The organism is Streptomyces ureilyticus (genome assembly GCF_011045025.1).
GTDB lineage: Bacteria > Actinomycetota > Actinomycetes > Streptomycetales > Streptomycetaceae > Streptomyces > Streptomyces ureilyticus.
The window spans coordinates 64919-77214 of record NZ_JAAKZX010000022.1 but is presented as its reverse complement, the minus strand read 5'-3'; the positions used below and the strand labels follow the sequence as shown (position 1 = coordinate 77214).

General features: G+C 69.1%; 8 protein-coding genes. 2 read left to right on the top strand and 6 right to left on the bottom strand.

From position 1 onward, the window contains the following. The first annotated feature begins 172 nt into the window (after positions 1–172). Entirely contained in the window at positions 173–871 is a 699-nt protein-coding gene (locus G6048_RS10220) for an ATP-binding cassette domain-containing protein (protein WP_165339151.1), read from the top strand. Here the strand turns inward: G6048_RS10220 and G6048_RS10215 are convergent. Beyond that, positions 858–1451: a TetR/AcrR family transcriptional regulator gene (locus G6048_RS10215; RefSeq protein WP_165339150.1), complete on the bottom strand. Its 594-nt coding sequence runs from the start codon at positions 1449–1451 to the stop codon at positions 858–860. The genes G6048_RS10220 and G6048_RS10215 overlap by 14 nt on opposite strands. 97 nt (positions 1452–1548) lie before the next feature. Between G6048_RS10215 and G6048_RS10210 the strand changes: the two genes are divergently transcribed. Beyond that, entirely contained in the window at positions 1549–3108 is a 1560-nt protein-coding gene (locus G6048_RS10210) for an MFS transporter (protein WP_165339149.1), read from the top strand. A 138-nt stretch (positions 3109–3246) separates the two neighbouring features. On the opposite strand, the gene serA is transcribed toward G6048_RS10210, so the two are convergent. The 5 genes from serA to G6048_RS10185 all read right to left on the bottom strand — a co-directional run bounded on the left by serA (position 3247) and on the right by G6048_RS10185 (position 11803). Beyond that, the gene (gene serA / locus G6048_RS10205) at positions 3247–4848 is read right to left on the bottom strand and encodes a phosphoglycerate dehydrogenase (RefSeq protein ID WP_165339148.1); all 1602 of its coding nucleotides are present in this window, start codon (positions 4846–4848) and stop codon (positions 3247–3249) included. 251 nt (positions 4849–5099) lie between these two features. Next, on the bottom strand, positions 5100–6101 hold the full coding sequence (gene ilvC / locus G6048_RS10200) for a ketol-acid reductoisomerase (RefSeq protein ID WP_165339147.1): 1002 nt from the start codon (positions 6099–6101) through the stop codon (positions 5100–5102). Positions 6102–6232: 131 nt separating this feature from the next. Then, positions 6233–6760, bottom strand: a complete 528-nt coding sequence (gene ilvN, locus G6048_RS10195) for an acetolactate synthase small subunit (RefSeq protein ID WP_165339146.1) — start codon at positions 6758–6760, stop codon at positions 6233–6235. Positions 6761–6807: 47 nt separating this feature from the next. Next, entirely contained in the window at positions 6808–8664 is a 1857-nt protein-coding gene (locus G6048_RS10190; RefSeq protein ID WP_165339145.1) for an acetolactate synthase large subunit, read from the bottom strand. 238 nt (positions 8665–8902) lie between these two features. Further along, entirely contained in the window at positions 8903–11803 is a 2901-nt protein-coding gene (locus G6048_RS10185) for a putative bifunctional diguanylate cyclase/phosphodiesterase (RefSeq protein ID WP_206341415.1), read from the bottom strand. Positions 11804–12296 lie beyond the last annotated feature (493 nt).

The window sequence follows — 12296 nt, the reverse complement described above, 5'->3', positions numbered from 1 at the left end:
CCCCCACCGACCTCCCCGCCGGGTGCGCTTTCGAACCCCGCTGCCCCCTGGCGGACGCGACCCGCTGTCGTACGGAGCAGCCCGAACCCGAGACCCAAGACGGCCGCACTGTCGCCTGCCACCACTGGCGCGAACTGCCCGACAACCCCGCCGAGTTGTTTCTGGAGTCGGTATGAGCCAAGCGACCCAAGCGGCGAGCCCTCTCCTGGACGTGCGGGAACTCGTAGTCCGCCACGGCCCCCGCACCACCGTGGACCACGTGTCCTTCGACATCGCCCCCGGCGAGACACTCGGCCTCATCGGCCCCTCGGGCTGCGGCAAGTCGTCCACCGCCATGGCCGTACTGCAACTCCGCCGCCCCGACAGCGGCGAAGTCTGGTTCGACGGCCAGGAGTTGACGGCCCTGGACGACCGACGCCTCCGGCCGCTGAGGCAGGCGATGCAACCCGTGTTCCAGGACCCGTACGGATCGCTGAGCCCCCGCCACCGCATCCGCGACGCCATCGCGGAACCCCTGCGCGTACAGGGGACTTGGGACCGTACGACCGGCCCCGCCCGGGTGGCCGAGCTCCTGGAGCAGGTCGGCCTGGACCCGTCCCACGGCGACCGCCGCCCGCACGAACTCTCCGGCGGACAGTGCCAACGCGCCGGTATCGCCCGGGCCTTGGCCTGCGAGCCCAAGCTCCTGATCCTCGACGAACCGGTCTCCGCCCTGGACCCGTCCCTGCGCGCGGGAGTCCTGAACCTCCTGGCCGAGTTGCAGGAACGCCTGGGCCTGGGCTACCTGTTCATCTGCCACGACATGGCACTCGTACGCCACTTCTGCGACCGCGTCGCGGAGATGCGCGACGGCCGGATCAGCCTTTCGTAGCCCCGGACACCCCGACGATCACCTGGCGCAGCCCCTCGGCGAGCTGCTCCGCGCCGGGCGCGGTCTTCGCGTCGAAGGTCCATTGCGCGATCAGACCCGTCATCAGGGTCACATAGAACATGCCGAGGGTGTCCGTGGTCTCGTCGGAGACGTCCTCCTCGCGCCCGCCCATGAGCATCGGAACGAGCCCGCGCGCGGCTTCCCGCTGCGCCAGCGCCAGGTGCTCGCGCACCTCGGGCATCTGGTCGCCCATGACCAGGACCTCCATGCTGAGGTGCCAGATCGATCCCGGATCCCGCATGGTGCCGATGATGTTCGACCACACCCCCTGGAACCGTTCGAGGGATCCTGGCTCGGTATCGCTCAGGGCCGTCCCGTCCCCCTCGAAGGCGTCGCCCATCCCCTCGACCACCGACACGTAGGCCTGCGCCAGCAGCGCGTCCTTCGAGCCGTAGTGATAGCCGATCGAGGCCAGGTTGGTCCCCGACTCCTTGACGATGTCGCGCGCGGTCGTGCGCGCGAACCCCTTCGCCAGCAGGCAGCGCTTGGCGCCTTCGAGCAGATCCTCACGGTGTCCCATGCGGGCCAGCGTACCGCTGGGACAGACAAGCGTCCTAGACCTGCGTATTACACATTCGTACTAGACAAGCGTTTAAGACGCTCGTACATTGCCCCGCATGACGAATCCGACGAGCACGACCACCGCCCCCGCGCCCCTTGCCGGCCGCCGTGAATGGTTCGCGACCGGTGTCCTGATGCTGCCGCTGCTCCTGGTTTCGATGGACGTCTCCGTCCTGTACTTCGCGATCCCGGACATCAGCGCCGACCTGGAGCCGTCCGGCACCCAGCAGCTGTGGATCTTCGACATGTACGCCTTCGTGCTCGCCGGCCTGCTGATGACGATGGGCTCGCTGGGCGATCACATCGGCCGTCGCAGGCTGCTCCTGTTCGGAGCGGCGGCCTTCGGCGCGGCCTCGTTGATGGCGGCCTACGCGAACAGCGCCGAGACGCTGATCGCGGCCCGCGCGCTCCTCGGCATCGGCGGGGCAACGCTGATGCCGTCGACGATGGCGCTCATCCGCACGATGTTCACGGACGAGGCCCAGCGCGCCAAGGCGATCGGCCTGTGGTCGGGCGTCATGACGGCCGGCATCGCGCTCGGCTCGGTGATGAGCGGCTTCCTCGTCCAGCACTTCTGGTGGGGCTCTGTCTTCCTGGTGAACCTGCCCGCGATGGTCCTGCTGCTGATCCTCGGCCCGATCCTGCTCCCCGAGTCCAGGAACCCGGCGCCGGGCGGCTTCGACCTGCTGAGCGTGCCGCTGTCCATGGCCGCCGTCCTGCCGGTGATCTACGGCCTCAAGGAGATCCCCTCGGAGGGCTGGAACGTCCGCTACGTCATCTCGGTGACCGTCGGCCTTCTCTTCGCCGCGCTGTTCGTCCACCGACAGCGCACCGTCGCCTCCCCGATGATCTCGCCCACCCTCTTCCGCGGCCGCGGCTTCGCCCCCGCCGTCACGCTGAACCTGCTCTCCATGTTCGCGATGATGGGCTCGGCGTACTTCACCACGCAGTACCTCCAGTCGGTCCTCGGCAAGAGCTCCATGGAAGCCGCGCTGTGGGGGCTGCTGCCCAGCACGCTGGTCGGGATCGCCGCGCCGGTCGCCGCGCAGCTGGTGCAGCGGGGTGTGAACCGGGCGCACGTCGTCGCCGGGGGCTTCGTAGTCGCCGCCTGCGGTTACGGGATGCTGACCGTCGCCGGTACGGACTCGTTGTGGCTCGTGCTGGGCGGGGCCGCGGTCATCGCCGCCGGAATCGTCGTCGTGATGTCGCAGATGATGGACCTGGCGCTGGGCACCGTGCCGGTGGAGAAGGCCGGCACCGCCTCCTCGGTCCTGGAAACGGGCACGGAATTCGGTGGAGCGCTGGGCATGGCCGCTCTCGGCTCCATCGGCACCGCGGTGTACGGCCACGGAATCCCGGCCTCGGCGCCGGGCCCGGCCCACGAGACGCTCGGCGGTGCCCTGGCCGTGGCCGCTCAGATGCCCGACCGGGCGGGCGAAGCCCTGGCGACAGCGGCCCGCGAGGCCTTCACCAACGGCATGCAGGCGGCAGCGATCGCCGCGACGGTGCTCCTGCTGGGGGCGGCGGTCCTGGCATCGGTGACACTGCGGCGGGTACGGGTCCGTAAGACGGAGGCCATGGCGTGCGAATGCGAGTCCGAAAAGGCCGTCGTCTGAACTCGACCCACACAAAAACGTCGGGCGGGCTGGAAATCCAGCCCGCCCGGCAATTTCAAGCCCGTCCGGCGTTTTGAGGACGAGGCCGCTAGGCCGATACGGGGGTCTGGGGGCGGAGCCCTCAGGTGGCGGACAACCTCACACGAGGTTGACCGACCGAGCCGACGTCGCGCCGATTTCCTCGGCCAGCTCCGTGAGCACGTTCTGCGGAACCGTGTCGTCCACCGTCAGGATCGCCAGCGCCTCGCCGCCCAGGTCCGTACGGGCGACCTGCATGCCCGCGATGTTGATGCCGGCCTCGCCGAGGATGCGGCCGAGGGTGCCGACGACGCCGGGGCGGTCGGCGTACTTGAAGACCACCATGTGGTCCGCGAGGGCGAGATCCACGTCGTACTCACCCACCGCGACGATCTTCTGGTGGTGCTTCGGTCCGGCCAGCGTGCCGGAGACCGACACCTCCTCGCCGTCGCCGAGCGTGCCGCGCACGGTCACCACATTGCGGTGATCCGGCGACTCCGAGCTGGTGGTCAGCCGTACCTCGACGCCCCGCTCCTGCGCGAACAGCGGAGCGTTGACGTACGACACGGTGTCGTCGACGACGTCCTCGAACACGCCCTTCAGAGCGGAGAGTTCGAGCACCTTGACGTCGTGCTGGGTGATCTCGCCGTACACCTCGACGTCGAGGCGGGCCGCGACCTCGCCCGCGAGGGCGGTGAAGATGCGGCCGAGGTTCTCGGCGAGCGGCAGACCCGGCTTGACGTCCTCGGCGATGACGCCGCCCTGGACGTTCACCGCGTCCGGGACGAGCTCACCGGCGAGCGCGAGGCGTACCGACCTGGCGACGGCGATACCGGCCTTCTCCTGCGCCTCGTCCGTGGACGCACCCAGGTGCGGGGTGCAGACGACCTGGTCGAACTGGAAGAGCGGGGAGTCCGTGCAGGGCTCCTTCGCGTACACGTCGAGGCCCGCGCCCGCGACCCGGCCCTCCTTGAGCGCCGAGTACAGCGCCTCCTCGTCGACGATCCCGCCACGCGCGGCGTTCACGATGCGCACCGACGGCTTGACCTTGTGCAGGGCATCGTGGCCGATGAGGCCGAGGGTCTCGGGGGTCTTGGGCAGGTGCACCGTGATGAAGTCCGAGACCTCGAGCAGCTCGTCGAGGGAGAGGACCTTCACGCCCATCTGCGCGGCCCGCGCGGGCTGCACATACGGGTCGTACGCCACGACCTTCATGCCGAAGGCCGACATGCGCTGCGCGACGAGCGCGCCGATGCGGCCGAGGCCGACGACACCGAGGGTCTTCTCGGCGAGCTCGACGCCCGTGTACTTGGAGCGCTTCCACTCGCCGTTCTTGAGCGCCGTGTTGGCCTGCGGAATGTGGCGCGCGGTGGCCAGGAGCAGGCCGCAGGCGAGCTCGGCGGCCGTGACGATGTTGGAGGTCGGTGCGTTGACGACCATCACGCCGGCCTTGGTGGCCGACGAGACGTCGACGTTGTCCAGGCCGACGCCGGCTCGTGCGACGACCTTGAGCTTGCCGGCGGCCGCGATGGCCTCGGCGTCGACCTTGGTGGCGGAACGGATCAGGATCGCGTCGACCTCGGCGATGGCCGGGAGCAGTTCGGCTCGGTCCGCTCCGTTGCAGTGCCTGATCTCGAAGTCCGGGCCCAGGGCTTCGACGGTCGCGGGCGACAGCTCTTCAGCGATGAGTACGACCGGTTTGCCGTTGGCAGCAGTGCTCACGTGAGTCCTCACAGGTCCAATGCGGACGGCCGTCCCGACGGCCGCATGCGGTGGAGGGTGGTGGCCGCGTGGAAGACGCACGACGTTGTGGGCCTGACGCGTATGTATTTCAGCAGTCTAGTGCGGCTGCGGAGGCTGTCCTGCGCCTCCGCGGAAGGATCACTCATCCGTGGCTGCTCGCCGTGGACGAGTGGTTACCGGGGGTTCGGCAAAGGGGCCCCAGCGAATCGCTGCGGCCCCGTGCCTGTGGCTTACGCCTCTTCGTCATTGACCCAGCTCATGAGCTTGCGCAGCTCCTTGCCGGTGGTCTCCAGCAGGGACTCGGCGTCCTGCTGCTTGTACTCGTTGTACTTCTTCAGACCGCCGTGGTACTCAGCCATCCACTCGCGGGCGAAGGAACCGTCCTGGATCTCGGCGAGGACCTTCTTCATCTCGGCCTTGGTGGCGTCCGTGATGATCCGCGGACCGGTGACGTAGTCGCCCCACTCGGCGGTCTCGGAGATCGACCAGCGCATCTTGTCCAGGCCGCCCTCGTACATGAGGTCCACGATCAGCTTCAGCTCGTGCAGGCACTCGAAGTACGCGATCTCCGGCTGGTAGCCGGCCTCGGTCAGCGTCTCGAAACCGGCCTTGACCAGCGCGGCCGTACCACCGCACAGGACGACCTGCTCACCGAACAGGTCGGTCTCGGTCTCCTCGGTGAAGGTGGTCTTGATGACGCCGGCGCGGGTGCCGCCGATGCCCTTGGCGTACGAGAGGGCCAGCGCGAAGGCGTTGCCGGTGGCGTCCTGCTCGACGGCCGCGATACAGGGAACGCCGCGGCCCTCCTCGTACTGGCGGCGCACGAGGTGGCCGGGGCCCTTGGGGGCGACCATGCAGACGTCGACGTTCGCCGGGGGCTTGATGAAGTCGAAGCGGATGTTCAGGCCGTGACCGAAGAAGAGCGCGTCGCCGTCCTTGAGGTTGTCCTTGATGGACTCCTCGTAGACCTGCGCCTGGATCGGGTCCGGCACCAGGATCATGATGACGTCGGCCTCGGCGGCGGCCTCCGACGGCGTCACCACGCGCAGCCCCTGCTCCTCGGCCTTCGCCTTGGACTTGGAGCCCTCGTGCAGACCGACGCGGACGTCGACACCCGAGTCGCGCAGCGACAGCGCGTGGGCGTGGCCCTGGCTGCCGTAGCCGATGACCGCGACCTTGCGGCCCTGGATGATGGACAGGTCGGCGTCAGCGTCGTAGAACAGCTCGGCCACTTTAGGTTCTCTCCTCGGGAGTGCAGGTGTTGCGTCCCACCGTATGACGGGGGGCGTGAGGGAAGTCTCGGGGTCTCGCAATACGGGCGGCCGACGCCCCTCTTTCGGGGCTCGGCCGCCCGTGTCCGGCCTTACGCAGAACGGTCCAGCGCGCGCAGCGACCGGTCCGTGATCGAACGCGCGCCGCGGCCGATCGCGATCGTGCCGGACTGGACGAGTTCCTTGATGCCGAAGGTTTCCAGCATCTTGAGCATGGCCTCCAGCTTGTCACTGGAGCCGGTGGCCTCGATGGTGACGGCCTCCGGGGAGACGTCGACCGTCTTGGCGCGGAACAGCTGGACGATCTCGACGATCTGGGAGCGGGTCTCGTTGTCGGCCCGCACCTTCACCAGAACGAGTTCCCGCTGAACGGCCGAGCCCTGCTCGAGTTCGACGATCTTCAGGACGTTGACGAGCTTGTTGAGCTGCTTCGTCACCTGTTCGAGCGGCAGGTCCTCGATCACGTTCACCACGATGGTGATACGGGAGATCTCGGGGTGCTCGGTGACACCGACGGCGAGCGAGTCGATGTTGAAGCCGCGGCGGGAGAACAGGGCGGTGATCCGGGCCAGGACACCGGGCTTGTTCTCCACCAGGACCGAGAGCGTGTGCTTGGACATTTCTCTGTGTCTCTTCTCTGTGTTCTCGTCTCTGCGGTCTCGCTCGCTCAGTCGTCTTCGTTGTCGCCGAAGTCGGGGCGGACGTCCCGGGCGGCCATGATCGTGTCGTTCGAGGTGCCGGCGGCGACCATCGGCCACACCATCGCGTCCTCGTGGACGATGAAGTCGACGACGACCGGACGGTCGTTGATGGAGTTCGCCTCTTCGATGACCTTGTCCAGGTCGTCGGGGGACTCGCAGCGGATCGCGTGGCAGCCCATGGCCTCCGACAGCTTCACGAAGTCGGGGACCCGGGTGCCGGCGCTCGGCTGCTTGCCGTCCGCCTCCGGGCCGCTGTGCAGCACGGTGTTGGAGTAGCGCTGGTTGTAGAACAGGGTCTGCCACTGGCGGACCATCCCGAGGGCGCCGTTGTTGATGATGGCGACCTTGATCGGGATGTTGTTCAGGGCGCAGGTGGTGAGCTCCTGATTTGTCATCTGGAAGCAGCCGTCGCCGTCGATCGCCCAGACCGCGCGGTCCGGCTGCCCCGCCTTGGCTCCCATGGCGGCCGGGACCGCGTAGCCCATGGTTCCGGCGCCGCCGGAGTTGAGCCAGGTCGCGGGCTTGTCGTACTCGATGAAGTGCGCGGCCCACATCTGGTGCTGGCCGACGCCCGCCGTGAAGATCGTGCCGTCCGGGGCGAGCTGACCGATGCGCTCGATGACCTGCTGCGGCGAGAGCGAGCCGTCGTCGGGCTGGTCGTAGCCGAGCGGGTAGTTGTCGCGCCAGCGGCTGAGGTCCTTCCACCAGGCGCTGTAGTCGCCGGTGTTGCCCTCGCTGTGCTCTTTCTGCACGGCCTGGACCAGGTCGGCGATGACCTCGCGGGCGTCTCCGACGATCGGCACGTCGGCGGCGCGGTTCTTGCCGATCTCGGCCGGGTCGATATCGGCGTGGACGATCTTGGCGTGCGGGGCGAAGCTGTCCAGCTTGCCGGTGACGCGGTCGTCGAAGCGGGCTCCGAGGGCGACGATCAGGTCGGCCTTCTGCAGCGCGGTGACGGCGGTGACCGAACCGTGCATGCCCGGCATTCCCACGTGCAGCGGGTGGCTGTCGGGGAATGCGCCGAGCGCCATCAGTGTGGTGGTGACGGGCGCTTCGGTGAGTTCTGCGAGGACCCTCAGCTCGGCGGTCGCGCCGGCCTTGATGACGCCGCCGCCGACGTACAGGACGGGCCGCTTGGCGGCGGTGATCAGCTTCGCGGCCTCGCGGATCTGCTTGGCGTGCGGCTTGGTCACGGGGCGGTAGCCGGGCAGGTCCATGGCCGGCGGCCAGGTGAAGGTGGTCTTCGCCTGGAGGATGTCCTTGGGGATGTCGACCAGGACCGGTCCCGGGCGGCCGGAGGAGGCGATGTGGAACGCCTGCGCGATCGCCTGCGGGATGTCCTCCGCCTTGGTGACCAGGAAGCTGTGCTTGGTGATCGGCATGGTGATGCCGACGATGTCCGCCTCCTGGAAGGCATCCGTACCGATCGCCTTGGACACGACCTGCCCGGTGATCGCGACCAGCGGCACGGAGTCCATGTGCGCGTCCGCGATCGGGGTGACCAGGTTGGTGGCGCCCGGACCGGACGTCGCCATGCACACCCCGACCTTGCCGGTGGCCTGCGCGTAACCGGTGGCCGCGTGGCCCGCGCCCTGCTCGTGACGGACCAGGACGTGACGGACCTTCTTGGAGTCCATCATCGGGTCGTACGCGGGAAGGATGGTGCCCCCCGGAATGCCGAATACCGTCTCGGCGCCGACCTCCTCGAGCGAACGGATGAGGGACTGCGCACCCGTGACGTGCTCGGGCGCGGACGGCTGCCCTGAGGAACGGGGCCGCGGCTGCGGATGGTGGGCCCCGGTGGCCTGCTCGGTCATCGGCATTCTCTTCTCGATGCTGAGGGTTTTTGCGAGGTTTGTGCGGTGTACGACTCTTGTACGGCTGGGCCTGTGCAACAAAAAACCCCTCGTGCCGTGAGGCAAGCGAGGGGAGCGCGTCGGGTGCGGTCGCTGGGAGTTCCGGTTCATCGATCCGGTCGTTCCCAGCTCAGCCGACGCGCTTTCCAAGTACGAGAATTCGGGTGCGCATGGCACAGACCCTCTCCCCGGCACGCTACGGCTGTCAAGTGGGTGGGACGGGAGTCTCATTATGTGAGCGCAGAGCCGTCCCCGTGGCGTACGCCCCCGAGGAGCCGCCGACCGCATAGGCACCGGAGCTTCCACCTGCGTAAACCCCGGCCGCCGAGCCGCTCACGAGGACCGGCTCGGCGGGGTGGCCGGGCAGGGGGTAGCGGTCGGAGGCCAGCGCTCGGCGCAGCCGGACCTCGTCGAGCGGTTCGGAGAACGCCATGCCCTGGCCATGGGTGCAGCCCATCTCGCGCAGGGCGACAACCTGCTCGGGCCGGTCCACGCCGTCGGCCACCGACTGCAGTCCGAGATCACCTGCGATCCGGAGCAGCCCACTGGTGATCTTGTGCAGCCGGGCCGACTCGACGACGCCCTCGACCAGGGAGCGGTCGAGTTTCAGTACATCTACAGGGAGGCGCCGTAGCGCGGTGATCGTCGCGTAGCCGCTGCCGAAGCCGTCCAGGGCGATCCGGACGCCGAGGCGCCTGAGCGCGCTCAGACGGCGCTCCAGCTCGTCCATGGAGACCTGGGGATCCGTCTCGACCAGTTCGATGACCAGGGCGCCGGAGGCCACGCCGTGCCGGGTCAGCAGGGCCTCGATGGAGCTGAGGGGCATCGAACGGTCCAGGAGCCGACGGGCGTTCATCCGGACGGCGACGGGCACGGCGAGCCCGGTGGCACCGCGCTCGGCGGCCTGCTCGATGGCCTCCTCCAGCATCCAGCGGCCGAGCTCGGCGGTGCGGTCGCTGTCCTCGGAGACGCGCAGGAAGTCGGCGGGCGTGAGCAGTGCGCCCTGCGCCGAGCGCCAGCGCGCCTGCGCGACGACCGTCGCGATCCGGCCGGTGCCGAGAGAGACCACGGGCTGGTGCAGCAGCGCGAACTCGCCGTCGTGCAGCGCGGCCCGCAACCGGGTCGCGAGCTCCGCCTTCCGTACGACGTCCTGCTGCATCTGTGGCGCGTACAGCTCGACGCGGCCCTTGCCCGCCGCCTTGGCGCGGTACATCGCCAGGTCGGCGTTGCGCAGCAACTCGCCCGCTCCCAGGCCCGGTTCGGCGAAGGCGACGCCGATGGAGGCGGCCACCCGGACATCGTTGCCGTCGATGGAGTACGGCTGCGAGAGGGTGACGCGGAGCCGGTCGGCGAGCTCGAAGATATGGCGCTCGCGCGCGGTGCGGTCGCGGGTGCCGTCGCCGACGATGAGGGCCGCGAACTCGTCGCCGCCGAGCCGGGCGGCGGTGTCCCCTTGCCGTACGGCGTCCTGGAGTCTGCGGGCGGCCTGGACGAGCAGCTCGTCGCCTGCTTGGTGCCCGATCGTGTCGTTGACGGCCTTGAAGCCGTCGAGGTCGATGAAGAGAACGGCGGTACCGCGGTCGGAGGAGCGGCGGCCGGACAGCGCCTGCTGGACGCGCCGGGTGAACAGGGCGCGGTTGGGCAGGTCGGTGAGCGGGTCGTGCTCGGCGTTGTGCTGCAACTGGGCCTGCAGGCGCACCCGTTCGGTCACGTCACGGCTGTTGAGGATGAGGCCGCCGTGGTGCCGGTTGACGGTCGACTCGACGTTGAGCCAGCCGCCGTCGCCGGACCGGAAGCGGCATTCGATGCGCGTAGTGGGTTCCTCAAGTGGGCTGGCGGCGAGGAAGCGGCGCACTTCGTGCACCACGCAGCCCAGGTCCTCCGGGTGGATGAGCGAGGCGAGTTCGGTCCCGACGAGGTCCTCCGCGGGCCGTCCGTAGACCCCGTAGGCGGCCGGACTGACGTAGTGGAGGATGCCGTTCGGCGTGGCGATCATGATGACGTCGCTGGAGCCCTGCACCAGGGAGCGGAAGTGGTTCTCCGTCTGGGCCAGTTCCTGGGTGAGGGTGATGTTGTCGAGCAGCATGATGCCCTGGCGTACGACGAGGGCGAGGACAACCGTGCCGCCGGTGATGAGCACCACTCGGTCGACACTGCGGCCGTTGAGCACGTTGTAGAGAATGCCCAATGTGCAGACGGCCGCGGCCAGATAAGGCGTGAGTGCCGCGAGCGAACCGGCGATGGGCCGGCCTGCCGAATGCCGACTGGGACCTCCCTCCTGGAGGGGCGCCTGGGCCGGTTGTTCCGGCAGGGGTGCCGCTTGTCCCGGCCGGGGCCGTGGCACGTAGCCGGACACCACGCGCGTACGCCCCTCTTCTTCCGTGTCCGTCTGTCCTTGTCGGTGCCCCACCCAGGGGGCGTAGGCGAGCAGCAGCGAACCGGCGAACCAGCCGGCGTCGAGCAACTGGCCCGAGCGGTAGTCGTTGTGCAGCAGCGGCGAGGTGAACAGCGCGTCGCACATCACCGTCAGCGCGAGGGCTCCTATGGCGGTGTTCACCGCGGCCCGATGAACGAGCGATCGCCTGAAGTGCAGCGCGAGGACCATGCTGATCAGGGCGATGTCCAGCAGGGGGTACGCCAGCGACAGCGCGGTGTGCGCGACACTCGGCCCCTCGGCCTTGGCCGCCTGGGCGAGAGCGAGGCTCCAGGAGAGCGTGAGCAGCGAGCCGCCGATGAGCCAGGCGTCCAGGGACAGACAGATCCAGCCGGACTTGGTCACGGGCCGTTTGGCGAGCACGAGCAGTCCCACGATGGCCGGTGGTGCGAAGCACAGGAAGAACAGGTCGGCGTAGCTGGGGCTGGGTATCGGGCGGGACAGGACGACCTCGTACCAGCCCCAGAGGAAGTTGCCCGCCGCCGTCATCGCGGAGGAGAGGGCGAACAGCAGCCAGGCGGGGCGAAAACGGCTGCGGACGCGCCGGGCGCCGAGGAAGCAGGAGACGGCCGCGGCGGCGGCGGCCGCGCTCAGCCCGAAGTCACCCATGATCAACGCGAGTGTCCCCGAGCCCCAGCCGAACGCGCAGCCGAGGGTGTATGCCGCGCACATCAGGGCCAGCACCACCTGCGGGACCAGGCTCGTGCCGCCGGCGGTGAGGGGGCGGCGGGCCAGCAGCGCCCCCTGGGAGCTCACTGTGTCCCTCCGGTCCGCGCCGCCCCCGAGTCCCTCTGGTCCCGGCGTGCCGAAGGGGGTCCCTCCGCTCGAGCCGTGCGAAGCCGGCTCGAGTGTGTGGGCGCGTGCCGCCTGCGACCGCTGGGCCTGCGGTGGTGAGGGTGCTTGTGGCCGCTTCTGTGTGGTGCGTGGGAGGTTCGCCATCGGCGGCCCCGCCGCGTCCGATCGTTGCTCCATAGGCCGTACATCGTCCGTCGCCCCCCTCACAGTCCACGTCTCGTCCCCGGCGCCGTCCGGTGCGCGGCGCATCCCCTGTCCGGACGATACACCAGTCTCGTCACTCAGGGACATAGTCCCTCTACTCTCCGTGACGACCAGCGGTGATACGTGAACCGACCGCAGTCGGGGGACTGCGGAGGGTGGTCGCAGA